General features: G+C 61.2%; 26 protein-coding genes. 18 read left to right on the top strand and 8 right to left on the bottom strand.

All coding sequences use genetic code 11. From position 1 onward, the window contains the following. Positions 1-51: 51 nt before the first annotated feature. From BLU63_RS25650 to BLU63_RS25635, 4 genes are all read left to right on the top strand, one after another. The gene (locus BLU63_RS25650) at positions 52-1776 is read left to right on the top strand and encodes a hydrogenase maturation protein (RefSeq protein ID WP_077749675.1); all 1725 of its coding nucleotides are present in this window, start codon (positions 52-54) and stop codon (positions 1774-1776) included. A gap of 54 nt (positions 1777-1830) precedes the next feature. Further along, positions 1831-2694 carry a LysR family transcriptional regulator gene (locus BLU63_RS25645; protein ID WP_010460947.1) on the top strand — a complete coding sequence of 288 codons (864 nt, stop codon included), beginning with the start codon at positions 1831-1833 and terminating at the stop codon, positions 2692-2694. A 100-nt stretch (positions 2695-2794) separates the two neighbouring features. Next, positions 2795-3934 (top strand): SRPBCC family protein, encoded by a 1140-nt coding sequence (locus BLU63_RS25640; protein ID WP_083376567.1) that lies wholly within the window; start codon positions 2795-2797, stop codon positions 3932-3934. Continuing rightward, positions 3931-5022: an SMP-30/gluconolactonase/LRE family protein gene (locus tag BLU63_RS25635; RefSeq protein WP_010460951.1), complete on the top strand. Its 1092-nt coding sequence runs from the start codon at positions 3931-3933 to the stop codon at positions 5020-5022. The genes BLU63_RS25640 and BLU63_RS25635 overlap by 4 nt, the downstream gene beginning before the upstream one ends. 107 nt (positions 5023-5129) lie before the next feature. Here BLU63_RS25635 and BLU63_RS25630 read toward each other — a convergent pair whose 3' ends face one another. Next, positions 5130-5372, bottom strand: a complete 243-nt coding sequence (locus BLU63_RS25630) for a hypothetical protein (RefSeq protein WP_010460953.1) — start codon at positions 5370-5372, stop codon at positions 5130-5132. Between the two features lie 111 nt (positions 5373-5483). Next, a complete protein-coding gene (locus tag BLU63_RS25625; RefSeq protein ID WP_010460955.1) occupies positions 5484-5726 on the bottom strand; it encodes a hypothetical protein in 243 nt (80 codons plus the stop codon). 218 nt (positions 5727-5944) lie between these two features. Here BLU63_RS25625 and BLU63_RS25620 point away from each other — a divergent pair, with 218 nt between their 5' ends. Further along, a complete protein-coding gene (locus BLU63_RS25620; RefSeq protein ID WP_010460957.1) occupies positions 5945-6466 on the top strand; it encodes a DUF4142 domain-containing protein in 522 nt (173 codons plus the stop codon). A gap of 54 nt (positions 6467-6520) precedes the next feature. Here the strand turns inward: BLU63_RS25620 and BLU63_RS25615 are convergent, their stop codons facing one another. Continuing rightward, on the bottom strand, positions 6521-6793 hold the full coding sequence (locus BLU63_RS25615; RefSeq protein WP_083376566.1) for a hypothetical protein: 273 nt from the start codon (positions 6791-6793) through the stop codon (positions 6521-6523). A gap of 281 nt (positions 6794-7074) precedes the next feature. Between BLU63_RS25615 and BLU63_RS25610 the strand changes: the two genes are divergently transcribed. The 6 genes from BLU63_RS25610 to BLU63_RS25585 are packed head-to-tail and all read left to right on the top strand — an operon-like array spanning position 7075 to position 12502. Further along, positions 7075-7926 carry an STAS domain-containing protein gene (locus tag BLU63_RS25610; RefSeq protein WP_010460961.1) on the top strand — a complete coding sequence of 284 codons (852 nt, stop codon included), beginning with the start codon at positions 7075-7077 and terminating at the stop codon, positions 7924-7926. 4 nt (positions 7927-7930) lie between these two features. Further along, positions 7931-8293 carry an STAS domain-containing protein gene (locus tag BLU63_RS25605; protein WP_010460963.1) on the top strand — a complete coding sequence of 121 codons (363 nt, stop codon included), beginning with the start codon at positions 7931-7933 and terminating at the stop codon, positions 8291-8293. After that, entirely contained in the window at positions 8290-8694 is a 405-nt protein-coding gene (locus tag BLU63_RS25600) for an anti-sigma regulatory factor (protein WP_010460966.1), read from the top strand. Before BLU63_RS25605 ends, BLU63_RS25600 begins: the two co-directional genes overlap by 4 nt. Then, a complete protein-coding gene (locus tag BLU63_RS25595; protein ID WP_083377301.1) occupies positions 8691-9701 on the top strand; it encodes an ATP-binding protein in 1011 nt (336 codons plus the stop codon). Before BLU63_RS25600 ends, BLU63_RS25595 begins: the two co-directional genes overlap by 4 nt. Continuing rightward, a complete protein-coding gene (locus tag BLU63_RS25590) occupies positions 9694-10569 on the top strand; it encodes a sensor histidine kinase (protein WP_010460969.1) in 876 nt (291 codons plus the stop codon). Before BLU63_RS25595 ends, BLU63_RS25590 begins: the two co-directional genes overlap by 8 nt. After that, entirely contained in the window at positions 10559-12502 is a 1944-nt protein-coding gene (locus BLU63_RS25585) for a response regulator (protein WP_083376565.1), read from the top strand. Before BLU63_RS25590 ends, BLU63_RS25585 begins: the two co-directional genes overlap by 11 nt. Before the next feature lie 76 nt (positions 12503-12578). Here the strand turns inward: BLU63_RS25585 and uvrA are convergent, their stop codons facing one another. The 3 genes from uvrA to BLU63_RS25570 all read right to left on the bottom strand — a co-directional run bounded on the left by uvrA (position 12579) and on the right by BLU63_RS25570 (position 18275). Continuing rightward, the gene (gene uvrA / locus BLU63_RS25580) at positions 12579-15206 is read right to left on the bottom strand and encodes an excinuclease ABC subunit UvrA (RefSeq protein WP_083376564.1); all 2628 of its coding nucleotides are present in this window, start codon (positions 15204-15206) and stop codon (positions 12579-12581) included. Between the two features lie 121 nt (positions 15207-15327). Then, positions 15328-17439 carry a hybrid sensor histidine kinase/response regulator gene (locus tag BLU63_RS25575; RefSeq protein WP_083376563.1) on the bottom strand — a complete coding sequence of 704 codons (2112 nt, stop codon included), beginning with the start codon at positions 17437-17439 and terminating at the stop codon, positions 15328-15330. Between the two features lie 146 nt (positions 17440-17585). Beyond that, complete coding sequence (locus BLU63_RS25570; RefSeq protein ID WP_010460977.1) at positions 17586-18275, bottom strand: GntR family transcriptional regulator; 690 nt, start codon at positions 18273-18275, stop codon at positions 17586-17588. A gap of 140 nt (positions 18276-18415) precedes the next feature. Between BLU63_RS25570 and BLU63_RS25565 the strand changes: the two genes are divergently transcribed. From BLU63_RS25565 to BLU63_RS25535, 7 genes are all read left to right on the top strand, one after another. Then, the gene (locus BLU63_RS25565; protein WP_077749685.1) at positions 18416-19501 is read left to right on the top strand and encodes an ABC transporter ATP-binding protein; all 1086 of its coding nucleotides are present in this window, start codon (positions 18416-18418) and stop codon (positions 19499-19501) included. Position 19502: 1 nt separating this feature from the next. Further along, entirely contained in the window at positions 19503-20420 is a 918-nt protein-coding gene (locus BLU63_RS25560) for an ABC transporter permease (RefSeq protein ID WP_010460983.1), read from the top strand. Beyond that, the gene (locus BLU63_RS25555) at positions 20417-21205 is read left to right on the top strand and encodes an ABC transporter permease (protein ID WP_010460984.1); all 789 of its coding nucleotides are present in this window, start codon (positions 20417-20419) and stop codon (positions 21203-21205) included. Before BLU63_RS25560 ends, BLU63_RS25555 begins: the two co-directional genes overlap by 4 nt. Before the next feature lie 17 nt (positions 21206-21222). Then, on the top strand, positions 21223-22284 hold the full coding sequence (locus tag BLU63_RS25550; protein ID WP_010460986.1) for an extracellular solute-binding protein: 1062 nt from the start codon (positions 21223-21225) through the stop codon (positions 22282-22284). Between the two features lie 133 nt (positions 22285-22417). Then, a complete protein-coding gene (locus BLU63_RS25545; RefSeq protein WP_083376562.1) occupies positions 22418-23614 on the top strand; it encodes an amidohydrolase family protein in 1197 nt (398 codons plus the stop codon). Next, positions 23611-25098, top strand: coding sequence for an amidohydrolase family protein (locus tag BLU63_RS25540; RefSeq protein WP_083376561.1), 1488 nt, complete (start codon positions 23611-23613; stop codon positions 25096-25098). The genes BLU63_RS25545 and BLU63_RS25540 overlap by 4 nt, the downstream gene beginning before the upstream one ends. A gap of 12 nt (positions 25099-25110) precedes the next feature. Then, on the top strand, positions 25111-25773 hold the full coding sequence (locus tag BLU63_RS25535) for a flavin reductase family protein (RefSeq protein ID WP_010460992.1): 663 nt from the start codon (positions 25111-25113) through the stop codon (positions 25771-25773). 135 nt (positions 25774-25908) lie between these two features. Here the strand turns inward: BLU63_RS25535 and BLU63_RS25530 are convergent, their stop codons facing one another. Further along, on the bottom strand, positions 25909-26568 hold the full coding sequence (locus BLU63_RS25530) for a DUF799 domain-containing protein (protein WP_083376560.1): 660 nt from the start codon (positions 26566-26568) through the stop codon (positions 25909-25911). Continuing rightward, on the bottom strand, positions 26565-26906 hold the full coding sequence (locus BLU63_RS25525) for a DUF4810 domain-containing protein (protein ID WP_370654478.1): 342 nt from the start codon (positions 26904-26906) through the stop codon (positions 26565-26567). Before BLU63_RS25525 ends, BLU63_RS25530 begins: the two co-directional genes overlap by 4 nt. Between the last annotated feature and the right edge of the window lie 49 nt (positions 26907-26955).

The raw sequence follows: 26955 nt of genomic DNA, 5'->3' as shown, positions 1-26955 counted from the left end.
TGAAGGCTTATTCGAGGCTGATGGCCGGCCATTCTCAAGGAAGAGTCAAACATGCGTTCACTCAACATTATCCTGTTGTCATCGGCATTCAATGGTCTGAGCCAAAGGGCCTGGCTCGAATTGCGCGAGTTGGGACATAGCCCCAGCGTAGTGCTGTTCACCGACGAAGAAGCTGTCTGCGAGCAGATTGAGCAGTCGGGGGCCGACCTGGTGATTTGCCCCTTCCTCAAGGACCGGGTGCCGCAACTCCTGTGGAGCAACCGTGATCGCCCGGTGGTGATTATCCATCCGGGCATTGTCGGTGACCGGGGCGCCAGCGCACTGGATTGGGCCATTACCCGTGAGCTGACCCGCTGGGGTGTCACCGCGCTTCAAGCCGTGGAAGACATGGATGCCGGGCCGGTCTGGTCTACGTGCGAATTCAACCTCCCCCAAGGCCTGCGCAAATCCGAGCTGTATAACGGCCCGGTCAGCGATGCGGCGATCCGCTGCATTCGTGATGTCGTGGACAAATTCATCGACGGTTATGAGCCCGTACCGGTCGAACATCATCCCCGGGTGATGGGCCACTTGCAGCCGAACATGAACCAGGCTGATCGGACCTTCGGTTGGCATGACTGCTCGCGATTCATCAAACGCTGCATCGACGCAGCGGACGGGCAACCTGGCGTATTGGCGAGCCTGGCAGGTGGTCAGTATTACGTGTACGACGCCCATCTGGACTCACGCAGCGGCACACCTGGAGACATTCTGGCGGTGCGCGACGACGCGGTACTGGTCGCCACCGGCGATCACAGTGTGTGGATCGGTTCGATGCGACGCAAACCCCGGCCGGGCGAAGAAACCTTCAAACGTCCAGCCCGGCATGTACTCGCTGCTCAGCTGAATAACGTGCCCATCCTCCACGGATCGATCGCCTCGTCCCCTGACACCGAAACCTATCAACCGATCCGCTACCGTGAATCGGGGACTGTCGGCGAGCTCACCTTCGAGTTTTATAACGGCGCCATGAGCACCGAGCAATGCCAGCGACTGGTCACCGCTCTGCGCTGGGCCAAGACCCGAGATACCCAGGTGCTGCTGATCAAGGGTGGGCGCGGCAGTTTCTCCAATGGCGTGCACCTCAACGTGATCCAGGCTGCCGAGGCGCCGGGGCTGGAGGCCTGGGCCAATATCCAGGCGATCGACGACGTCTGCGAAGAAATGCTCAGCGCCCGGCAACTGGTGGTCAGCGGCCTGACGGGCAGTGCCGGGGCCGGCGGCGTGATGCTGGCGCTGGCCGCAGATATTGTCTTCGCCCGCGCGGATATCGTCCTCAACCCGCACTACAAAACCATGGGGCTGTACGGCTCTGAATACTGGACCTACAGCCTGCCCCGCGCCGTCGGTCCGCGGATGGCGGAAAAACTTTGCGAGGAGTGCCTGCCGGTCAGCGCGACGCATGCCATGCAACTGGGCATGGTTCAGGAAATCGGCCCACGCTGTCCGGACGCGTTCGGCCGGTGGTTGTTGCAACGGGCGGGCAATGCGCTGACCGATCCGGCGTATGCCGCTGTGCGCGAGCGCAAGAGCCGGCTCGATACGCAACTCATGCAGCACTGCAGAAACGCCGAGCTGGCGGCGATGGAACTGGACATGGTGCACGACCGCAAACAGTTCGCCGAGAAGTGCCGACATTTTGTGTTCAAGCGCAAGGCGTGCGGCACACCGGTGCGGCTGGTGGCGCAGTGGGCACGCCAGCGCAGCCGGACGCAGCCGTTGGCCGCTGCTACATAAGCCGGCCCCCGCAGATACGTTTACAATGCCGGCACCTCCCGCACCGGCCGCCCCATGGACATTGATCTCGCTCGCACCTTTCTGGAAATTGTTCGCCACGGCAGCCTGGCTGCCGCGGCGGAAAAACTTCACGTCACCCAGACCGCAATCACGGCGCGCGTGCAAAAACTCGAGAGCCAGCTCGGCAGCACGTTATTCGTGCGCAACCGTGCCGGCGCGCGGCTGACCCCCAATGGCGAGGCCTTTGTGGTGTACGCCAATCAACTGGTCGAGACCTGGGAAGCCGCGCGGCGGGACTTGCCGTTGCCCGACGGTTACCGCGATGTGCTGCACATTGGCGGCGAGGTCAGTCTGTGCAATCCGCTGATGCTCAGTTGGGCCGGCGAACTGCGCGAGAAGATTCCCAGTCACGCCTTGCGCATGGAAATCCGCGACGGCGAGACCCTGCTGCGCCAACTGGAACTGGGGGTGCTGGACGCGGCGCTGGTTTATCAGCCCGAATATTGGCCGCGCCTGCAAGTCGAGCAGATCCTCGAAGAAAAACTCATCCTGGTACGCCTCGCCGGGCAGCCCGATCCTTATGTGTATATCGACTGGGGTCCGGACTTCCGCCGCCAGCACGATGCCGCCCTGCCGGAAAAAGCCAAGGCCGCCCTGAGCTTTAACCTCGGCCCCCTGGCCTTGCAATACATTCTGGAAAACGGCGGCAGCGGCTACTTCCGTACACGCGTGGTGCAGAGCTACCTCGAAAGCGGCGTGCTGGAGCCCGTGCCCAAAGCCCCGGAATTCAGTTACCCGACCTACCTGGTTTACTCGCGGGATCGCGACTCGGCGACCCTGCAACGGGCCTTCGATTTACTGCGTGAAGTGATCAAGATCGACGACGACTGGTCCCAGCGCTGGAATCCGCTGACCTGAATACACCGGATCATGGCGCTTGTGTCATCCAGGTTTGCTCAAGCTTGCGCGGGCAGATCAGCTAATCTGCTGGTGATAACAATAAGCAGAGGTGAACGCAGTGAGGCAAACCACCCAGGCATTCCGCGATCGCTATCGCGCTGACATCCATCCGCGCTACAACCCTTGGCTGCACGGGGTCTTTGTGCTGCTGTTCGGCGTGCTGGCCATCGGAGGGTTCTGGAGCACTGTGCATCAGGTCCGGCCGCTGGAATGGCTGACAGTGCCGTTGACGCTGTTGTTCTTCAACTTCGGCGTGTACCTGGTGCATCGGCACTTGGGGCATCACAAAAAGAGCTTCGCGCGGATGTTCTACGCCCGCCATGCCGGCGACCATCACAGTTTTTTCGCCCCCGGCCACATGACCTACGATAATGCCCGGGACTGGCGGGTGATTCTGTTTCCAGCCTGGCTGATCGTGATCCACACCGTGGTCTTCACCCTGCCCGCCTGGTGGCTGTTCAAGCAGGTCAATGCCAACGTCGCCGGATTGTTTGGTGGCTGTCTGGTCCTCGGGTACCTGATGTACGAGGTGTTCCATGCCTGCGAGCATTTACCGCCGGACAACCCGGTCACGCGCCTGCCGTGGATCCGCCAGATGCGCCGCCTGCATGAACTGCATCACCGCCGCGAGCTGATGCAGGAACGCAATTTCAATATCGTTTTTCCGCTGATGGACTACCTGTTCGGCACCCTGTACTGGGAGCCGGTGCCTGCCCCCCTCACGAGTACGACCATGACCCGCATGCAGCACCAGATCGCTATCGCTGGAACTCCGATTGACGTGCTCGCCTATGCCAGCACCGTCACCCGTTGGCCGGAGTGGCATCCTTCGTCCCTGAAGGTCGAGGGCCAGGGTGGGCCGCTGCATGCCGGCCTGCGGTTCGAGGAGGACATCAGTGCCGGCGGGCGCGCGGGGCACTTGAGTTGGGAAGTCAACGAATACCTGCCAGGACGCCGCTGGAGTGCCTGGGCGCGCGGTGATCACGGGTTGTCGCTGGTCGTGACCTACGAATGTGAGGCGCAGGGCCAAGGCACACGTTTTGTACGGACCCTGGAGTATCAATTCTCGGGCCTGGCGATGCGCATCACTAATCGATTGCTGCTCAAGCGACGTATCGAGCGTGAGTCCGCAGCATCGATGCTGGCGTTGCGTGACATGGCGCAGAAAAACCTGAATCCGGCAGGAGTCAGCGTGTGAGAAGCGCCTTCAGGTTTCGCCATCTGTTGTCGCTGCTGATCATTGTCCTGGGGGCTTTTCTATTGTTGTTCCCGACCAAGGTTCGGCCGGTGGCCTGGACACCGCCGCCGGCGCCTTCCCTGACCAGCGGGGTGTATGCCGACAATCAGCGGCTCAAAGGGGTGGAGCGTGTCGGCCCGGCGGACATCGAAGGGCCCGAGGCGCTGCTGCTGGAAGATAACGTGCTCATCACCGGGCTGCACGACGGCCGGCTGATCCGCACCAGCCTCGACGGCAAGGACACCAAAGTGCTGGCCGATACCGGCGGCCGGCCTCTGGGCCTGGCGCGGCACCCTAACGGGTTGCTGGTCATCGCTGACGGCGTGAAGGGTTTGCTGTCCCTGGATGCCCAGGGCCGGTTGATCCCGCTGACCACCTCGGCCGGCGGCGTGCCTTTCGGGTTTACCGATGACGTGGCCATCGATAAATCCGGGCACTACGCCTATTTCAGCGACGCTTCAAGCCGCTGGGGCTACGGCAAGGATGGCGAGGCAATCATCGAGCACGGGGGCGACGGCCGTTTGTTGCGTTACGACTTCCAGACCGGCAAGACCACGGTGTTGCTGGACACGCTGGAGTTTGCCAACGGCGTGACACTGGGCCCGGACGACAGCTTTGTGCTGGTCAACGAAACCGGCGCTTACCGCATCATCCGCTTCTGGTTGAGCGGGCCGAATGCCGGAACTCACGATGTATTTATCGACAATCTGCCGGGGCTGCCGGACAACCTCGCGTTCAATGGCCGCGACCGTTTCTGGGTGGCGCTCTACGCACCGCGTAATGCGCTGCTCGACGCCACGGCGCAGCACCCGTTCGTGCGCAAAATGATTGTTCGGGCATTGACGGTACTGCCCAAACCCGTGGAAAAGCGCGCCTTTGCGCTGGGTCTGGACCTGGACGGCAAGGTGATTGCCAACCTGCAGGATGCGAGCACCGGTAATTACTCGCCGATCACGACAGTACGCGAGTATGGGGACTGGTTGTACCTGGGTTCGTTGAAGGCAAAAAACATGGCGCGCCTGCCCCTGAACACCGCGCTCCAGAAATAACGCACACCAAAAATGTGGAAGCGGGCCTGCTCGCGCGGGCAGTCTGCCATTCAATAGTGATATTGACTGGCAGGCTCGCTCCTACAGGGGGTATGTGGTGGTTTTGGCTAGCGGGGATCTATCTCGTTATCGCGCACGGCATTGTCCGTCTCTTCAAGCACCCGCTCAGGGTCCATCGCGGTGGAGTCGTCTTCATCCAGCGGGCGCACGCCTTCGTTGTTCGGCAATTCGTCGATGCCCGGCTCGTCTTCGGGATTGACCGTCGTGCGGCCGGGGCTTAGCGGTTCGGGATGAGTCGGAATCGGGTCGTACCCGCCCTGCTCTTCGCTTGGAAATCTGGGCTCGTTCATAAGGCACCTCGCAAGGAGTCGAAAAGGTCGGACTCTGATCTTTCGAGGTGCCGGTCTTGGTCACCGTTCCAATTTTTCAGTCACCGGTTGTCGGTGCGTGGACAAGGCGTGTCAGGACGGCGATTGGAGCCGGTCAACGATCTTTTGCTTAACCTGCACGCGCGTCTCCTTGAGCTTCTTCAGTGCGTCATCGCTGGGCGCATCCGATTTTGCGGTTTCAGCCTTTACTACCTCGGCGTCCGCTTGCGAATACTTGTTGATCAGTGAATCCAGTAACGGATCCTTGGAGCGTTTTTGCTGGATATCTTCCTTTGAAAGTTTCAGGTCCTGATAAAGGTCGTGTGGCACCGGCATGGAACACCTCCGTTTGTTGATCGGCAGCAAACGCGATCGATTGCGTTCGCCAACTATCAGAATGGCCTCGGTTGGCCGGTTCTGTCGACCGCCTATCAGACCAGCGGTGTCCGTTCGTCGTCCTGGCGCAAACCCGATAAAACCTTTAGCGCAGCGCCTGCCTCCATTGAATAACGATCACCTCGATCGCTAACCCGAACCTGTGTGGAGAATGACCAATGGACGGATTCACCCTGCGCCATCTCGCCCTGGCCGTCGCCTTGAGCACCAGCATGGGCACAGCTTTTGCTGCCACTTCCAATGACTTTGTCGACAACGCAGCCGCAGGTGGCATTGCGGAAATCGAGACCAGCCGACTGGCGCTGGAAAAAAGCTCGTCGGCCGACATCAAGAAATTCGCCAACATGATGATCACCGATCATTCCAAGGCCAACGATGAACTGGCGGCCCTGGCGAAAAAGAATGACATCGAGGTCCCGGACGAGACGACGCTGGTCAAACAGGCCAAGGAAAAAATCCTCGAGATGCGGGACGAGTCCTTCGACGCGGCCTACGCCAATAACCAAGTGAAGGCCCACGAAGACACGATCAAGCTGTTCGAAAAACAGGCCAACACAGTGACGGACGACAAGGTCAAAGGCGCCACCGATTTGAAAGGTTTCGCGCAAAAAATGCTGCCGGCACTGGAAAAACACCTGGAGATGGCGAAAGAGCTCCAGGCCGCCCACCCCAGCAAATAACCGGTAAAAAGAAGGCCGCATCGATGGATGCGGCCTTTCTGCATACTGCCGGCGCTAGCCGCCATCGGTATCGATGTCGGCATCCGTATCATCGCCGGGTTTCGGCCGGTCGGGATTCGGTTTGAAGCCGGGGCTGAACTCGTTGTCATTGTCGGTATGGCGGTTCTTCTGATCCACCGCTGCGTCAGCGCTTTCTGAGTCGGAGGATTGGCTCTGACGCTGACCGCCTGGCGCACCCTCATCCGGCTTCTGCGGGTCAATCGCCGGGTCATTGCGGTCGACCGGCATCCCCGATTGATCCTGTTGTTGTGTCGATTCGTCTTTCATACACACCTCGCTCGTAACGGCCAGCCCACGATTCAAACAGCCGGGGGCTTAAAGGTTCGAAGCCACCCCGGGACAGGGGTTCAATCCAATGGACAGGCAACGTCAGGCTCAAGGTCAAAAAATCGCCGTCTGCGGCAGTGCCGACTAGAGTTACCGGGCAAATGCCGGCCAGGACGAAAAATTCTTGTCGGGACGAACAACTATTTCAGACGGCAAATGTCACTGATTCGGGTCGATCGTTTTTGGGGAATCGGCCCGCCATCTTTCAGGAGCACAAGGACATGGCAGCAATGCAGATCAACACACTCGACGCGATGAAAAACAACCACACGTATTTGCTTGGGGAATGGATCAAGAGCCTGGAAGCCGGTGGTGCCAATCGTAATGTCAAAGACCACGATCTCAAGCAGCAAACCTCGGATTTTCTTCAACTGGTGACCGCGGGCCTGGAAAACGGCAACGGTCCCAACATCGCCGCGCCGGGTTGGGATGAGGCTCGTCAGTTCCTCGAAAAACTCTCCCACAGCCGCGCCCTGCTCGGCCAGGATTCGCACCAGACCGCCAGTTTCATTTTTTCACTGAAAGGTCCGCTGTTTTCCCTGCTGCAGTCTCACTACAAAGAAAATCCTGGGGTACTGGCCGAACAGCTCTGGCAAGTGTCCGAGCTGCTCGACGCGCTGGGCATGCACACCATCCGTACCTTCCAGAAATCCCGCGAAGCAGTGATCAAGCGTCAGCAGGAAGAACTGCTGGAACTCTCCACCCCGGTGGTCAAGCTCTGGGATGGCGTCCTCGCCCTGCCGATGATCGGCACCCTGGACTCGCAACGCACCCAGGTGGTGATGGAATCGCTGCTGCAACGGATCGTCGATACCGGCTCGGAAATCGCCATCATCGACATCACCGGTGTGCCGACCGTTGACACCCTGGTGGCTCAGCACCTGCTCAAAACCGTGACTGCAATTCGCCTGATGGGCGCCGATTGCATCATCAGCGGCGTGCGTCCGCAGATCGCACAGACCATCGTTCACCTGGGGCTGGACCTGCAAGGCGTGGTCACCAAGGCCAACCTGGCCGATGCCCTGAAACTGGCCCTGACCCGTCTGGGAATCACCGTCAGCAAGACGGTTTAAGACGATGGAGCGCATTCCGATTTTGCAGATGGGCGACTTCCTGCTGGTGACCATTCAGGTCGACATGCATGACCAGCTTGCCCTCATGCTCCAGGACGATCTCTCTGAACGCATCAGCAAGACTTCCGCTCGCGGCGTGTTGATCGACATCTCGGCGCTGGACATGGTCGACTCGTTCATCGGTCGAATGATCGGCACCATCTCCGGCCTGTCGAAAATCATGGATGCCCAGACCGTGCTGGTCGGCATGCAGCCTGCGGTCGCGATCACGCTGGTAGAGCTCGGGCTGACCTTGCCCGGCGTCAGCACCGCGCTGAACGTCGAGCGCGGGATGAAACTGCTCCAGGAACGAGTACGCGAGCAATGACCCTGCGCAGCAGCGGCACTCAGCCCATTCAAATCGAGCAGGACGTGGTCCTGGCCCGGCAGACGGCGCGCAAGCTGGCCACCGAGTGCGGCATGCGCCTGATCGACCTGACCAAACTGGTGACCGCCGTCAGCGAGCTGGCGCGCAACACCATGGTCTATGGCGGCGGAGGCGACATGGACTGGCAGATCCTCGACGAAAACTCGCGGGTCGGCCTGCGCCTGACGTTTCGAGATGAAGGCCCGGGCATCCCGGACATCAAACTGGCAATGACCGACGGCTGGACTTCCGGCAGCGGCCTGGGCCTTGGCCTGACAGGCGCGAAACGGCTGGTGGATGAGTTCGAACTGGACACCGTACCCGGACAGGGCACTCGCATCACGATCACCCGATGGACATGAACATCGGGGGGTCGCTGACCCAAGTGCTGTTGATCGAGGACAGCAGCCAGATCGGCCATGCCCGGCGCACGGCGCAGAAGCTCGCCGAAGACAACGGTTTCGACGCGACGGATGCCGGACGCGTGGCGCTGGTGGCCACTGAATTGGCCAGCAACGTGCTCAAGCATGCGGGCCGTGGCGAATTGCACCTGCGCATCCTGCCGGGCAGCAGCGCCAACGGCATAGAGATACTCGCAGTGGACCGTGCCCAAGGCTTTGACCTGCAGGCGTGCATGACGGACGGGTTTTCCACGGGCGGTACGCAGGGTATCGGCTTGGGGGCAGTGTCGCGCCAGGCGGAAGTCTTCGATGTTCATACCGACTCGCGCGGCACCGTGTTATTGGCCCGGTTATATCCACGCGCCAGCAAGGCCGCCGACTTGCGCATCGGCATCAGCCAGCACTCGCTGCACAACGACCCGGCGTGCGGCGATGTCTGGCACCTGGCGTTTGACGGGGCGAACCTCAGCGCGTTGGTGATCGACGGCCTGGGTCATGGCGAAGAAGCCGAACGCGCCGCCCGCGCCGGTGAAAAAGCTTTCGCCCTGGCCCCTTTTGCCTCGCCGGTGTACCTGCTCGAAGACATTCACCAGGCCATGACAGGCACCCGCGGCGGTGCGCTGGCGATTGCGCAGTTCGACGGTCATCTCGGTACGCTGAGATTCACCGGTATCGGCAATATCGGCGGCAGCCTGATCAGTGCGGACAAGTCCCGTGGCCTGGCGTCCCATCCGGGAATCGTCGGCGGGCAATACCGCAAAGCCCAACCCTTTGACTACGCTCATGTGAACGGACATCTATTGATCATGTACAGCGACGGCCTGCAATCCCGTTGGAACCTCCACGATTACCCCGGCCTGGTGTATCGCCATCCCGCCGTGATCGCCGCGGTCCTGCATCGCGACTTCTGTCGCGGCCGGGACGATGTAACGGTACTGGTCGTTGCACTGGAGGCTGCCCATGGCTGAATCGCCCCTGCTGCCGATCGAAGAACAATCGGCATTGATCGAGCGCTTGCAAAGTGAAGCCACGGCGCTGCGCGAAGAGCTCGACGAAACCAATCAGGGCGTGCTCGCGCTCTACGCCGAACTCGACAACCAGGCCGAAGAACTGCGTCAGGCGTCGGACCTCAAGAGCCGCTTCCTGTCCTACATGAGTCACGAGTTTCGCACGCCCCTGGGCTCGATCCTGAGCATCGCCAGCCTGCTGACCGATGAACTCGACGGCCCGCTCAGCCCCGAGCAGCACAAGCAGGTCGCATTCGTCAGCACGGCCGCGCGGGAACTGAGCGACATGGTCGACGACTTGCTCGACCTGGCGAAAATCGAGGCCGGGCGCATCACCATCTCGCCCGCCTGGTTCGACATGTTCGACCTGTTTGCCGCCCTGCGCGGCATGTTTCGCCCGATCGTCAATGCATCCGCCGTGGACCTGATCTTTGAAGAACCGGTTGGCCTGCCGCGCCTGTACACCGATGACAAGAAGCTCGCGCAGATCCTGCGCAACTTTATTTCCAACTCGCTGAAATTCACCACACGCGGTGAAGTACGCGTCTCGGCCTCGCTCGAAGGCTCCAGCCACGTGCGCTTTGCCGTCACGGATACAGGAATAGGTATCGCTACCGAGCTACATGGCGCATTGTTCGAGGACTTTTCCCAAGTCGATTCGCCCTTGCAGAAACGCTTGCGCGGTACTGGTCTGGGCTTGTCTTTGTGCAAACGCTTCGCCGCGCTGCTGGGAGGCGACGTCGGGGTAGAAAGCACGCCCGGGGTCGGCTCGACCTTTTTCGTGATCATCCCGCTGGCCATCGCCATGGAGCCCGCCGATGAAACGTGACATCCGCCTGTTGATCGTCGATGACAACGTCGCCACCCGCTATGCCCTGCGTCGACGCCTGGAACGCCACGGTTACCTCGTGCTCGAAGCCGGGACCGGCGGCGACGGCCTGGCGCTGATCGACAGCGAATTGATCGACGCGCTGATCCTGGATGTCAACCTGCCGGACATGAGTGGCTTCGATATCGTGCGCAAGCTGCGTTCGGAGCCGGCCACGGCGCTGTTGCCGGTGATTCACGTGTCGGCGGCGTCGATCCAGACCGGCGACATCATCACTGGCCTGGACGCCGGGGCCGATGCCTACCTGATCCACCCCGTGGACCCGGACGTATTGCTGGCCACCCTGCGCACCCTGCTGCGGGTGCGTGAAACGGAAAACGCCCTGCGAGAAAGCGAGGCGCGTTTTCGGGAGATTTTCGTCAACGTCTCGGCCCCCATCGCGGTGCTCGACGCGCAATTCAAAGTCCACGAATGCAATCACGCCTTCGCCCGACTGATTCAGGACAATCGCGATCCACAGAGCTTGCGTGAATGCTTCGCCGAGCAACAGGAGTCGATCCTCGATGAATTGCGGGTGCGCCTGACGGCGGGTGAACGCTGGAAAGGCACGCTGAATATGCGCATCGACGGGGAGCTGCGGGAAACCGAGTGGCAGATTTCGCCGTATCGCACCCCTGAACTGAGCCTGGTATTCGTCGAAGATGTCACCGAGCATCGCCATCGCGAGCGCTCGCACCTGGCCCGTCTCGACGATGCCACCTCGCAACTGGAACACGAGATCGCCGCACGCGTGCGCACCGAGAGCCAGTTGCTGCAAGTGCAGAAAATGGACGCGCTGGGCAAGCTGACGGGCGGCATCGCCCATGACTTCAACAACCTGCTGACCGGCATCATCACCAGCCTGGAACTGATCCAGAAACGGGTGGCCGATTCGCGTACCGACAAGGTCCAGTTCTATGCCGAAGCGGCGCTGAACTCGGCCATGAGCGCCGCCTCGCTGACCCATCGCTTGTTGGCGTTCGCGCGCCAGCAACCGCTCAATACGCGTCCGGTGGACATCAACGAACACATCCGTTCCCTCGAAGAATTGCTGGTGCGCACCATCGGCGAACACATTGCGCTGAAACTCGAATTGACCTCCAAGGCCGCGATTGCCCTGGTCGACCCGATCCAGCTGGAAAGCGCCGTGCTCAACCTGGTGATCAACGCCCGCGACGCCCTTCCCCAAGGCGGAAATATCTGGGTCAGCACCTATGCGGCGTATTCCCACGGCGACCTGAAACTGGCGGACGGAGCGTATGTCGCGCTTTCAGTGCGCGATGACGGGACGGGCATCGAACACAGTGTGATCGACAAGGTGTTCGACCCGTTTTTTACCACCAAGCCACTGGGCCAGGGCACCGGGTTGGGGTTGTCGAGCATTTACGGGTTCGCCCGGCAATCGGGGGGCGATGCGCACATCCGCAGCGTGGCCCGTCGCGGCACCGAAGTCACGATCATGTTGCCCGCCAGCGCCGACCCGACCACCACGGAAGCGGAACCGGCGACCGTCGATCAACAGGGCGCGGGCGAGCATGTACTGATTGTCGAAGACATGCCGTCGGTGCGCATGTTCGTTGCCGAAGTGTTAGTGGATGCCGGGTATCGCTGCACGCAGGTGGGCGATATCGAAGGCGCCCTTGAGCGCCTGCAGAACGACCCCTCGATTGATCTGATGCTGACGGATGTGGGACTGCCGCGCATGAACGGCCGGGAACTGGCCGATGTCGCCCGAGGATGGCGTGAAGGCTTGCCGATCCTGTTCATGACCGGCTACGCGGAGAACGCGATCAATCGCCAGGTATTCCTCGGCGATGGCATGGAGATGCTGATCAAGCCGTTTCAGATCAATGAGCTGTTGGACAAAGTCCGACGCTCGCTCGACTGCGCCTGACATCGATCCTGTAGGAGCGAGGCTTACCCGCGAAGAACGATAACCGTATTTTGATCGTTCCCACGCGTGGGAACGATCATAGGACCCGGGCCAGGAACGGCGCAGTCCTGCTCTTCTTGCTCTTGGCGACTTTCTGCGGCGTGCCGGCAACGACAATCTTGCCGCCCTGATCCCCCGCCCCCGGCCCGATATCAATCACCCAGTCACTCTGCGCCACCACGCGCATTTCATGCTCCACCACAATCACCGTGTGCCCCGCCGCGACCAGCGTATTCAACTGTTCGAGCAGCCGGTCAACGTCCCTTGGATGCAAGCCGGTGGTGGGCTCGTCGAGCACATACAACGTCGCCCCGCGCTGGTTGCGTTGCAGCTCGGTGGCCAGTTTGATGCGCTGGGCTTCGCCACCCGAGAGTTCCGTGGCTGGCTGGCCGAGGCGCAGATAGCCCAGGCCGATGTCGCGTAGCACTTCCAGCGAACGGCGAATGCCCGGTTGCTCGGCGAACACCTCGACCGCTTCGTCCACGGTCAATTGCAAGACCTGAGCAATGTTCAGACCTTGCCAGACGATCGCGAGCGTCTCGGGGTTGTAGCGAGCGCCATGGCACGTCGGACACGGTGCATAGACGCTGGGCATGAACAGCAACTCAACGCTGACAAACCCCTCGCCTTCGCACGTCGGGCAACGGCCTTTGGCGACGTTGAACGAGAACTGCCCGGCGTCGTAGCCCTCGGCCTGCGCCTGGGGGGTGGCGGCGTACAGTTTGCGCACGTTGTCGAACAGCCCGGTGTAGGTCGCCAGGTTCGAGCGCGGCGTGCGGCCGATGGGTTTCTGATCGACCTGCACCAGGCGCTTGATCGATTCCAGCCCCGCCGTGACCTGACCGCCGCTGATTTGTGGCGCATCGTCCTCAAGGCTCAACTCTTCAGGTTCGCTGGCGCTGGTCGCGCGCCCCAGATGCGCACCCACCAACTCGAGCAAGGCCTGACTGACCAGGCTCGATTTGCCGGAACCGGAAACGCCGGTCACCGAGGTAAAACACCCCAAGGGAAACTCGACGCCGAGGTCGTTCAGGTTATTGCGCGTGATGCCTTCCAGGCGCAGCCAATCGGTCGGCTTGCGGCTGGTTCTGGCTTCGGTGACTTGCTCGGCGAACAAGTAGGCGCGGGTCTGGGAATCTTTGATTTCGGTCAGCCCCTGTGGCGGTCCGCTGTAGAGGATCCGACCGCCATGCTCACCCGCCGCCGGGCCGACATCGATCAGCCAGTCCGCACGGCGCATGGTTTCCAGGTCGTGTTCAACCACAAACAACGTATTGCCAGCCGCCTTCAAGCGTTGCAGCGCTTCGAACAGCGCTTCCCCATCGGCCGGATGCAGACCGGCCGACGGTTCATCCAGCACGTAGATCACGCCGAACAACTGCGAACCCAATTGCGTGGCCAGGCGCAGCCGTTGCAACTCGCCGGACGACAGTGTCGGCGTGCTGCGCTCCAGCGCCAGATAACCAAGACCCAGATCGGTCAACGTGCTGACCCGTTCCAGTAAATCCTGGGCGATGCGTTGCGCGGCCAGGCGTTTCTCCACCGACAAGTTAGGCGTATGCCGCACATCCGGCGCGTTGGCATGGCCGCTGGCGCCGTGGGCCACGCGCTGTTCACGGGCCTCGCGGGTCTGACGGTGAGTCAACACCTCGCCCGCCTCATCGGCCTGTTCAAGGTAGCTGTGGGCCGCCACCGGTTTCAGCACCTCGGCCACTTGCAGCAACGGCATCTGCGACAGCTCGCCGATGTCATAGCCGGCAAAGGTCACCGACAACGCCTCGCGCTTGAGCCGTTTACCGTCGCACAACGGGCAAGGACTGCCGAGCATGAATTGCGCGACGCGCTTCTTCATCAACGCACTTTGCGAGTGGCTGAACGTGTGCAGGATGTAGCGTCGGGCGCCGGTGAAGGTGCCCTGGTAGCTGGGCTCCATTTTGCGTTTGAGCGCCACTTTGGTTTCTTCCGGGGTGAGCCCGGCATACACCGGAACAGTCGGTGTTTCCTCGGTGAAGAGGATCCAGTCACGCTGCTTTTTCGGCAGATCGCGCCAGGGTTTGTCGACGTCGTAGCCCATCGTCACCAGGATGTCGCGCAGGTTCTGCCCTTGCCACGCCGTGGGCCAGGACGCCACCGCCCGTTGGCGGATGGTCAGGCTCGGGTCCGGGACCATCAAGGCTTCGGTGACTTCATACACCCGGCCCAGGCCATGACATTCGGCGCAGGCGCCTTGAGGCGTGTTGGGCGAGAAGTCCTCGGCATACAGCATCGGCTGCCCCGGCGGATAACTCCCGGCCCGGGAGTACAGCATGCGGATCAGGCTCGACAGCGTCGTCACGCTGCCCACCGAAGACCGCGTACTCGGCGTGCCGCGCTGCTGTTGCAGGGCCACGGCCGGGGGCAGGCCTTCGATGGAATCCACGTCCGGCACACCGACCTGATCGATCAGCCGCCGCGCGTAGGGCGCCACGGATTCGAAATAGCGGCGCTGCGCTTCAGCGTACAGCGTGGAAAACGCCAGCGACGACTTGCCCGACCCCGAGACGCCGGTGAACACCACCAGGGCATCCCGTGGAATGTCGACGTCAATGTTCTTGAGGTTGTGTTCCCGGGCACCGCGTACCCTGACCATGCCGGAAGGAGGATTGGAGGTACGCGTTGAAGTCATCGTGAGCCCTTATTGGATAGCAGAAAAAACACAAAATCCTAGGGAGCGAGCGTGCTCCCACCTGATCATTCCCGCGCAGAGCGAGGGAACGATCATTCAACCACCCATATTGTGTGCGTGGTCAGCCACTGAGGACGGTGTGGATCATGTGTGTCAGGGCTTCGGGCCCATAAGGTTTGCTCAGCAGATGGGTATCCGGGCTGAGCTGGTGATTGCGCGAGATGATGTCCCGGGTGTGGCCGGAGGTAAACAGCACCGCCACCGGGGGATTCTGCACCTTGGCCCAGGCTGCCAGGTCCGAGCTTTTGATCAGGCCGGGCATGACAACATCGGTGAAAATCAGATTCACCCGCACGCCCTCCAGCAACATCTGCATCGCCTGGTCGCCGTTGGCCGCGGTGAGGACCTGATAGCCCTCTTCGCTCAGCAATTCCACCGCCGAGCTGCGCACCGCTTCGTTGTCCTCCACCACCAGGATGGTTTCGTGCCCGCCCTGCCGGGGTGAATTACGTAATGTTGTTTCACTGGGCAACGCACGCAAGCTGCGCGGGAAGTAAAGCTGCACCCGAGTGCCCTGCCCGACGATGCTGGAGATCTCGATGTGCCCGCCGCTCTGTTTGACGAAACCGAACACCATGCTCAGTCCCAACCCCGTGCCCTGACCGTCGGCCTTGGTGGTGAAAAACGGCTCGAACGCCTGCCCGAGCACTTCGGGAGACATACCGGCGCCGCTGTCGGCCACCGCGACACGCACATAATCGCCCGCCGCGATGCCCTTACCGGCACAGAATTTACGATCGAGCGCCACATTCCCGGCGCTCAGCTCAATGGTCCCTTCGCCCTGCATGGCGTCACGGGCATTGATCGCCAGGTTGAGAATGGCATTTTCCAACTGGTTGCGATCGACGTTGATGTACCAAGGTTCTTGCGGCACCTGCACATCAATCTGGATGGTTTCCCCCAGCGCTCGTTGCAACAGCTCACCCAGCCCTTCGAATATCAGTTGTGGGTCGCACACCGCCGGCGACAAAGGTTGCCGACGGGCAAACGCGAGCAATTGCGAAGACAGTTTGGCGCCGCGCTCGACGGCCGCAATCGACGCACTGACCCGGCGCTGCACGTTGGCGTTGTCCGGCTCATGCCGCGCCAGCAGGTGCAGGTTGCCGGCGATCACCTGCAACAGGTTATTGAAGTCGTGGGCCACGCCGCCGGTGAGGCCGCCGATGGCTTCGAGCTTCTGCGACTGGCGCAGTTGCTCTTCAGCCGCCAGCCGCGCATCGACTTCGTCGGCCACGCGCTGCTCCAGGTTGCGGGTGAATTTGAGCAGAGATTCTTCAGCAATCTTGCGTTCATGAATGTCAATCAACACGCCGGGGAAACGGAACGGCTCGCCCTGTTCGTTGAACTCGCAGCAGCCGCTCGCCTGCACCCACAAATAACTGCCGTCGGGGCGCAAGACCCGGTACTCGGCGTTGAAGGGCTCGCCGGTCGCCACTGACTGACTGACCCGTTCCTGGACCCAGCTGCGGTCGTCGGGATGAATCTTGGCTTCAGCAATGTCGGCGGGCAGGTCGGCCAGGTTCTGCTCGGTCGGGTAGGAGAACGTCCGGGCGAAGCGCTCGTCACCGGACAGCACGTTGCCCTTGATGTCCCAGACGAACGAGCCGAGCAATGCCCCGGCATTGAGCGCCAGGCGCACCCGTTCGTTGTCGGCGCGATAGGCGTCTTCGGCTTCCTGGCGCCGGCGTTCGGAGATCACATATTCAGTGGTTTCAACGACCATCGCCATGACCCCGGCGGGGCGCCCTTCATCATCGGCGACAGGGCTGTAATAGAGGTCCAGCCAGACGTCTTCGGGGACCCCGTCGCGTAGCAATTCCAGCAGTTTATTACGATAGGACAAGGTGCCGCCGGCCAGGCAGGTATCCACCACATGTCGATTGAACTCGGCCACTTCCGGCCAACCCAACTCGACCGGCGAGCCCAGCAGATACGGATGGCGGCCACCGGCAAACGTCGAGTAGGCATCGTTATAGATCATGTAGCCCTCGCGCCCCCAGAGCATCACCATCGGCAGTGGCGACGCGAGCATCAGCCGCACCGTGCTGCACAGACTGGCGGGCCAGGTGTCGATGTTTCCAAGCTCGGTCTGGCTCCAGTCGAACGCGCGGATGCGCCCGGCCATTTCACCGTTCCAGCCGGCACACCCGTGGCTATCAGATAGAAACTGCATCGACTGGCTCTTTGTCCCTGTGAGTGACTGAAATGCGGGATCGCAGTGCGAGGACGGCACGTGCCCGTTTGTTTCGAGCATCGCCGACGCCAATGGTTTCATATGAGGTTAGCCGATTCAAACCGTGCGGGCTCTTGTGGCGAACGCTAGACCTCAATCAGGTGCTTGAGCGGGTGGTAGCCGGTTTTCAGTGTGGCGGCAACGTCGAGGATCGCCTTCTCGATACCATTCAAATGCATGCAGGTCAGCTCAATGGCCGCGCTTTGATTGCCGGCCTCGATGTATTCGATCAGCCGAAGGTGTTCATCATCGCGGCACGCCTCGTGGCTGTCGTCATCGAGGGCGGCGGCGTACAGCGAGGCACGGGAAATCAGCTTCTGGAACCAGTCCAGCAGCACCGGGTTGTTCAGGCTTCGCGCGAGTTTGATGTGGAACTCGCCGAGCAGATGAATCAGCCGTTCGTGGTCGCCGCTGCGGTGCGCTTCATCTTCCAGCAACAAATGATCGCGCAAGTCCTGGGTCACCGCGGTGTCCCGACGACGGCAGAGTTCGCTGACGATGCCGATCTCGATCAACCGCCGGGTTTCGAACAGCGAACGGATCTCTTCGTCGCTGGGCAACGACACCGATGCCCCCTTATTGGGCTCGGTGGTGACCAGCCCATCCGCTTCCAATTGCTTGAGCGCGGCACGAACCGACGTGCGGCTGACATTAAAAAGTTCGGCCAGCGAAGCCTCACCGAGCTTCATGCCGGGGCGCAACGAACGTTTGCTGATCGCCTCGTAAACCCCTTGGTAGACGCGGTCGACCGTGGTTTCGAGTTTCTTATCGGTCATTTCAACCCTCCTTTAGCGCTAAACAACCGGCCCCAGGCGATGAGCAGCCTTTGAAAAAGGGGGTTGCACGGGCAGATTAATCCGGTTATTTGTAGATTGCATCCAGATATTGCATACAATAATTAGAGGATTGCACCATTATGGGTCAACCAATAGCTATCGAAGTGCGTAACGTCTCTAAACGGTATTCCGACGATCCGGGACTGGCTCCAGCCCTCGACAACGTATCAGTCGACATTGCCGACAACGAATTCTTCACCCTGCTCGGCCCTTCCGGCTGCGGCAAAACCACCCTCCTGCGCACCATCGCTGGCTTCGAACATGTCAGCGACGGCGAGATCCGTCTGGCGGGCGAACCGGTCAACGATTTGCCGCCGTTCAAGCGTCGGGTCAACACCGTCTTTCAGAGCTACGCGCTGTTTCCGCACATGAGTGTCGCGCAGAATATCGCCTTCGGCCTCGAGATGCAGGGTCTTGATCACAAGCAAATTGCCCAGCGTGTCGATGAGATGCTGGCGCTGGTGCAAATGCAACACCTGGCCAAGCGCAAACCGGCCGAATTGTCGGGCGGTCAACAACAACGCGTAGCCCTGGCCCGGGCCCTGGCGCCGAAACCCAAAGTACTGTTGCTGGATGAGCCGCTGTCGGCGCTGGACCTCAAGCTGCGCAAGGAAATGCAGGTCGAACTCAAGCGCGTACAGAAGGAAGCCGGCATCACCTTCATTTTCGTGACTCACGATCAGGAAGAAGCCCTAACGCTGTCTGATCGCATTGCCGTGATGTCCGCCGGCAAGATCCTGCAGATCGGCACGCCCAACGACATTTACGAACGCCCGCAACATCAATTCGTCGCCCAGTTCATCGGCGACATCAACTTCCTCCCCGGCCACCTCAAGCGCGGCCAGCAGAACGAAAAACTCTTCGTGCCGAGCGGCATGCCGGTGGAAATTCCTTGCCCGGCTCAAGGCTTCGACGGCGCCAAGGTGCAATTGGCCTTCCGCCCGGAACGTTCGCAACTGGTCGATCCGGCGCAACCGCATCACCTGCGCGGCGTAATCGAAGCGGTGTTGTATGTCGGCACCGCGACGCTTTATCAGTGCCGCTTGAACAACGACATCAAGGTCATGCTGCGCGAAAACAACGAAGGCCTGAACCGTGGCCGGGTGGTCGGTGATCGCGTGGCGGTCAATCTGCCGCCCCACGCCTGCCTGTTGATGGAGGCCTGAGATGAGCGTCAGCAGCACTTCTCCCGCCCTCAACCGCGCCCTGCTACTGAGCCCGGTAATTCTGACCTTGCTGGCGCTGATCGCGATTCCGCTGGGGATCATGGGCTACATCAGCCTGTTGCCGCGCAATGTGTATGGCGGCGTCGACTGGCAGGCCGACTGGCAATTGCAAAGCTACGTGCAGCTGTTTTTCCAGGAAGGATTCGACGGTGAACTGGAACTGAACTGGGTCTACGCCCAGGCGTTGTTGCGCTCGGTGTTCCAGGCGGGTGGCACCACCGTGCTGTGTTTCCTGTTCGGCTTTCCGGTGGCGTTGTGGATGTCGAGCCTCACGCCGCGTCGGCGCAACCTCATGGTCTTGCTGATTACCATCCCGTTCTGGACCAACCTGCTGATCCGCAACTACGCCTGGCTGATCATCCTGCGCGAGCACGGCTGGGTCGCGCAAAGCCTCAACGCGCTGTTCCCCCAGGCCGGCGGCATCACCCTGCTCTACAACGACTTCGCCGTCTGTGTCGGGCTGGTCTACAGCTTCTTGCCGTTCATGATTTTGCCGATCTATTCGACCCTGGAAAAACTCGACTGGCGCCTGGTGGAAGCCGCCTACGACCTCGGTGCCAATCGCTGGCATGCGCTGAAGCGGATCATCCTGCCGCTGTCGATGCCGGGGGTGATTGCCGGTGCCCTGCTGGTGTTTGTGCCAAGCCTGGGGGCCTTCATCACCCCGGCGATTCTCGGCGGTGGCAAGACGCTGATGATCGGCAACCTGATCCAGCAGCAGTTCGGCACCGCGCGCAACTGGCCGCTGGGCAGTTCGCTGTCGTTCCTGTTGCTGGGGATTCTGCTGCTGTCGCTGGTGGGTTACGCGCTCTATAGCCGCAGCGCTGCCAAAACACTACGTCGGGGAGCCACCGCATGATCGCCCTGCACCTGAAAAAACTGCCACTGACCCGCGAAGTCAGCCTGCTGATCCTGGCCTATCTGTACGTGCCGATCTTCGTCCTGATCGCCTACAGCTTCAACGCCAACCGCTCGGCGACGGTGTGGACCGAGTTTTCGTTCGCCTGGTACGGACGGATTCTGGCCAACCCGTCGATCCAGACGGCGGCATTGAATTCGATCATCGTCGCCAGCATCGCCACGGTCTGCGCCACGGCGATTGCGCTGCTCGCGGCATTGGCGACGTACCGGCCGTTCTATGGACAGAAGATGGTCGAGGGCGGGATCAACCTGCCGCTGATCCTGCCGGAAATCGTCACCGCCGTGGCCACGCTGCTGCTGTTCATGGCGCTGGGAATCAAGCTCGGTTTGCTGACGGTGATCGTCGCGCACATCGGCTTCTGCATTCCCTTCGCGTACCTGCCGATCCGCGCACGCCTGAATGATCTGGACAAGAGCCTGCTGGAGGCGGCGAACGACTTGTACGCCAACCCGTGGCAGGTGTTCCGCCGGGTGACGCTTCCGCTGTTGTGGCCGGCAGTGCTGTCCGGTTCGGTGCTGGCGTTCGTGGTCAGCCTCGACGATTTCATCATGACCTTCTTCGTCGCCGGCCCGGGTTCGACCACCTTGCCGGTGTACATCTTCTCGGCAATCAAGGCCGGCGTAACACCGGAGATCAATGCGATCTCGACCCTGATGCTGTTGATTTCCATCGTGCTGGTGGTGCTGGCCTTCTGGCTGGGACAGCGCGGTAAACAACAATGAGCCTGGAGCGTTCTCGAATGAAAACAAAAAGCATGCGTCCCGCTGTCGCCGGTCTGGCCCTAAGCTGCTTCACTGCACTCACTGCGTTCGGCGCGCACGCCGCCGAACCCAAGGAACTGTTTTTCTACAACTGGACCGATTATTACCCGGTCGACCTGCTGGCCAAGTTCGAAAAGGAGACCGGAATCAAGGTCACCATGGACGGCTACGACAGCAACGAAACCTTGCTGGCCAAGTTGCAGGCCGGTGGCGCGGCGTATGACGTGATCGTGCCGTCGCAGTCGATCATGCGCACCTTGATCAACCAGAACCTGCTGCTGGAAATCGACGCCTCCACCCTGCCCAACTTTCAATACGTGAAACCCGCATTCCGCGATCCGGTATTCGACCCCGGCCGCAAGTTCTCCGCACCGTATTTGTGGGGCACCACCGGGTTCTCCTATGACAGCGCGCGCGTGCCCGGCGGCAAGCTCGACGATTCGTGGAAAGAGTTCTTCGAACCGCGCAAGGAACTGCAAGGGCAACTCGCCGCCCTCGACACTTCCAGCAGCGTGATCAACGCCGCCAGCCATTACCTGAACGTCGACGAATGCAGCGAAAACCCGCAGGACGCCAAGCGCATCCTCGAACTGCTGCAAAAACAGAAACCGTTCCTGAAGATGTACAGCTCGGACAACACCGTCGACCGCATGGCCTCCGGTGAAGTGATCATGATGCAGAACTGGAACGGCTCGACCGCACGCGCCACCTTGCAGAAGAGCACCATCAAATACGTGTATCCGCGCGAAGGCCTGGCGATGTTCCAGGACAACTTCGCCGTGCCGAAAAGCGCACCGCACCCCGGTAACGCGAAGATTTTCATCGACTGGATGATGAAACCGGAAAACGCCGCCGCCGTGTCCAATTCCATTGCCTACGCCAACGGCATCCAGAGCGACAAGCTGCTCGACGCCAAGTGGAAAGTCATGGACGCCATCAACATGCCCGACGAATTTGCCTCGCGCTTGCGGCCGGAGAAAGAGTGCAGCAACAAGGCGCGGGAGCTGCAGGATCGGGTTTGGTCGAAGCTCAAGGGCTGAGTGCCTGGCTTTAGACCGAGGTGCGGCCTTGGCGGGCAAGCCTTGTTCCTACAGGGGAATGCGCAACCTTGCAGGAGCGAGGCTTGCCCGCGAAGACGCCGGCCAATCCACCATCAAATTTGAGGTGTATGCAATGACTCAACCCCGCTGGCTACGCAACGTGCGCCCCTACGGCGCCACAGCCGAAGACCTGCTGCTGGAAAACGGCCTGTTCAAACAACGCCGCCCGGCCTCCAACACCGCGCTGGCCGCCACCGACATCGACGGCCAACACCAGCTCCTCACCCCTGCCCTGGTGGAAAGTCACGTCCACCTCGACAAAACCCTGTGGGGCCAACCCTGGCGCCCGAACAGCGCCGGCCCGACCCTCAAGGACTACATCGCCAACGAGCGCCGCGTCCTGCGTGAAGTTGACGCGCCCATCGCCCATCGTGCCGGCGCGTTGCTGGAAAACTGCATCGCCCGTGGCTCGCTGACGATGCGTTGCCACGTCGACATCGACCCGGAATTCGGCCTGCGCCATGTCGAGGCCATGCAACAACTGCGCGACATCTACCGCGACCTGATCGACCTGCAACTGGTGGTGTTTCCGCAAACCGGCCTGATCAGCCGCCCCGGCACCGCCGAACTGATGCGCGAAGCCATGGCGCTGGGCGTGGAAAACGTCGGCGGCCTCGACCCGTGCGGTATCGACAACGACCCGGTCGCGCAACTCGACTTCGTGTTCAAGCTGGCCAGCGAATTCGACCGTGGCGTCGACATTCACCTGCATGACAAAGGTGAACTGGGCCTGTGGCAAATCGCGTTGATCGCCGATTACACCGAGCGCTTCGGGCGGCAAGGTCGGGTGATGATCAGTCACGCTTACTGCCTGGGGATGTTGCCGTGGAGCCAGGTCAAACCGCTGGCCGAACGCTTGGCGGCGTTGAGCATTTCGCTGATGAGTTCGGCGCCGGCCGATTGCGCGGTGCCGCCTTTCCTTGCGTTGCGTGAAACAGGCGTGAATGTCTGCCTGGGTTCGGACGGCATTCGCGATGCGTGGTCGCCGATGGGCAACGGCGACATGCTGGAACGGGCAATGCTGCTGGCCTTGCGCTTTGACTTGAACAAGGACGATGAACTGGCCGCAGCGTTCGAAGCGGCGACGGTGAACGGTGCCCGGGCGCTGGGTTGTGAACGGTATGGATTGGAGATCGGCCAAGCGGCGGACTTCCTGCTGATGCCGGTACAGACTTTGGGCGAAGCCGTGGTTTCTCGACCCGTGCGGCAGGTTTATCGCGGCGGTGAGTTGATCGCATCAGGTGGTCGGCTGCTGGAAAGCCGCTTGTGAAATGCATCGGTCTGAAGGCCAGTTGCGTGGTCGGCTTCGACGGCACGCAGCATGTGCTGTGGCGCGACGGCGAAGTGGTGTTCGAAGGTTCGCGCATTGTGTTTGTCGGGCGTGGTTTTACCGGGCCGGTCGATCAGTGGATCGACTATGGCAATGCGTTGATCGGCCCGGGTTTCATCGATCTGGACGCACTCGGGGATCTGGATTCCACGGTGCTGACGCTGGACAACGGCGATGAACGCGACATGGGCCGGATGTGGTCTGAGGACTATCTGGCGGCCGGTCCGCGCGAGAGTTTCGACCCTGATGAAGAAGTCTTCAAATACCGCTACGCCTTCACGCAGTTGATCCGCAACGGCATCACCACGGCCCTGCCAATCACCTCGATGTACTACCGCGAGTGGGCCGAGACCTACGACGAATTTGCAGCGGTGGCCGGCGTGGCGGCCGAACTGGGGCTGCGCACTTACCTCGGCCCCTGCTACATGAGCGGCATGAGTTATTGGCGGGCCGATGGCACCCTCGGGCATCACTGGGATGAAGCCCGGGGAATGGCCGGACTCGATGCGGCGGTTCGGTTTTTCCATGATTTCGAAGATGCGCACCAAGGCTTGATTCGCGGCGCCTTGTTGCCGGATCGCATCCAGACCTGCACCCCGGCGCTGCTGCAACGCACCGCTGCGCTGAGTCGCGAATTGAGCGCGCCGATGCGTTTGCATTGCTGCCAGGGGCTCGGCGAGGTGGCGATGGTCGAGCAACTGCGTGGTGTGTCGCCGCTGCACTGGTTGCAGCAACTGGACCTGCTGACCCCGCGAAGCCTGCTGCCCCACGGCATCTACACCTCGGGCGATGACGATCTGCAACGGGTGGTGGATGGCGGCGCAAGCCTGGTGCATTGCCCGGTGGTGTTTGCTCGCGATGGTGAGGCACTGAATTCGTTTGGGCGCTATCGGGCCAAGGGCATCAACTTCGCCTTGGGCACTGACACCTGGCCGGCGGATCTGCTGGAAAACATGCGCCAGGGGTTGAACATCGCCCGTTTGATGGAGGGCGGCGATGCGTTGACCTCCACGCTGGATATGTACAACGCCGCCACCCTCGGCGGTGCGAAAGCCTTGGGCCGCGATGATCTCGGTCGCCTGGCAACCGGGGCCAAGGCCGACATCACGGTGTTCAGCCTTCGCGGCCTGCACCTGGGGCCGTTGTTCGACCCGCTGAAAAACCTGGTGCTGGCCGGGCGCGGTGACGACTGCATCGCCAGTTACATCGACGGCCGCTGCGTGATGCAAGACGGCCAGGTTCAGGGCATCGATTACCCCGCTCTGCAACGCCAGGCCCAACAACAATTCGAAAAACTGATGCGCAGCCACAGCGACCGGGCCATGGGCCGACCGGACTGGAAAACCCTGTTCAAACCGGCCATTCCGTTCGCCGATGACTACAGCGCAGACGCGCCGTTGAGCGCTATCGATCCCCTTATTTAGAGATGTCTGCCTATGCAAAGCTTCGACTTCAGCACATTGAGTGCGCGGGACAAATACAAGATTCTGATCGGCAGCGTGGTGCCTCGGCCGATTGCGCTGGTCACCACGATTGATGGCGAAGGCCGGATCAATGCCGCGCCGTTCAGTTTCTTCAATGCGCTGTCCGCCGACCCGCCGATCCTGGCGCTGGGCGTGGAAAACTACGGCGACCAAAGCCCCAAGGACACCACCCGCAACATCCAGCTCAATCAGGAATTCACCGTCAACATCGTCAGCGATGCGCTGGTGGAGGCGATGAATGTGTGCGCGGTGCCCTTCGCGCCCGGCTTCGATGAGTTGACGGCTGCGGGGCTGACGGCGATTGCCGGCACCACGGTCAAATGCCCGCGCATCGGCGAGGCGCCGGTGGCGTTGGAGTGTCGGCGGATGATGGCGCTGTCCATCGGGCAGTCGCGGGAAATTATCTTCGGGGAAGTGTTGATGGCGCATGTGCGGGACGAATTGATCGACCCGAAAACCTTGTACATCGATCAGCTGGGGCTGGATGCGATCGGGCGCATGGGTGGGCATGGCTATGCGCGGACCCGGGATTATTTCGATTTACCGACGCGGTCGTTGCAGGCGTGGACGGATGCGCCGGGGGGTGGGGAGCGGTTTTGGCCTGTCACCAAATGATCGTCCCTTAACTGATCGTTCCTACGCTCTGCGTGGGAATGCAGCAAGGGCCGCTCTGCGTCCCAAAAGCGGACGCGGAGCGTCCGGGGATGCATTCCCACGCGGAGCGTGGGAACGATCTCAAACAGACCGGGTTCAATCAGTACCGTATTTCGGCGAACGCGGTCCGTACAGCAAGCCCGCCGGTTGCCCGGCCGACAGCAGGCGCGCACTGGCCACACCGGCAATCGGGTGACCGGCGTCGGTGGCGCTGTTGATCACTTGCTTGACCGCTGCCGTAATCAGCATGCCAACCAAGCCGCCGCCACCGTTGTTGCCGCCCTCTTCGCTCGAAGCCCGGGCCGAGCCGGTCCACAGGGTGGTGCCGCTCTTGAGGTCTACCAGTTTCGCGGTGGCGGTCACCACGGTTTCGCTGCTGATGATCATGTAGCGCGTACCGTAGTCCGTCACGGTGATGTACAACGCCGCATCGGCACCGAAAATTTCCTGCAGCTTGTTGGCCGGAGCCTGGTGAATGTCCGCCGGTATGGTCAGGCCATTCTGGCGGAATGTCTCATCGACCAGGGTGATCGGCAGCACGTAGTAACCGGCTTCTGCCAACGGGTACGTGACCTGCGACAACATGCTGTAGGACGCCTTGACGTCCGGCGAGTTGTTCAGCGGCGGCAGCACCAGAATGGTTTTCGGACGGGCTTGCTTGTACGCCGAATAGTCCACGGTCTTGGGGCTGACGCAGCCACCGAGCACAGCCAGCGCCAGCAACCCGGCCATCAGTTTCAATGAACGCGCGATCATTGGGTGTCTCCGGTCTTGGCGTTTTTAAGCAGAAAATCCATGTACGGCGTCGACTCGGGAAACAGGGTTTTCTCAGTCCTGAACTGCTGCACCATCTGATCGTCCTTGCCCATGCTCAGGTACAACAGCCCCAGGTGAGCGTGGTAGCCAGGCGGCGGCGTCTTGCCGGTGGACTTGATCTTCTGCAGGTCGCGTTCCAGCGCTTCGGCCTGGGCTTCCTTGGGTTCTTCACCCTTGAAGTACTCGTAAACTTCCGGCTGGTAGCTTTCCCACTGGTAAAGGGTTTTCGGGCCGGCGCAACCGGCCAACAGGCCGCTGACCAGCAATGTCGACGCCATCAGCGCCCACGACACATACGTCTTGAACATGCTTTTACCGCTCCTTGTC

Origin of the sequence: Pseudomonas mandelii (genome assembly GCF_900106065.1) — a bacterium.
GTDB classification, from domain to species: Bacteria; Pseudomonadota; Gammaproteobacteria; order Pseudomonadales; family Pseudomonadaceae; genus Aquipseudomonas; species Aquipseudomonas mandelii.
Note: the sequence above shows the minus strand (reverse complement) of the source record. Positions and strands in the feature narration are given on the sequence as shown.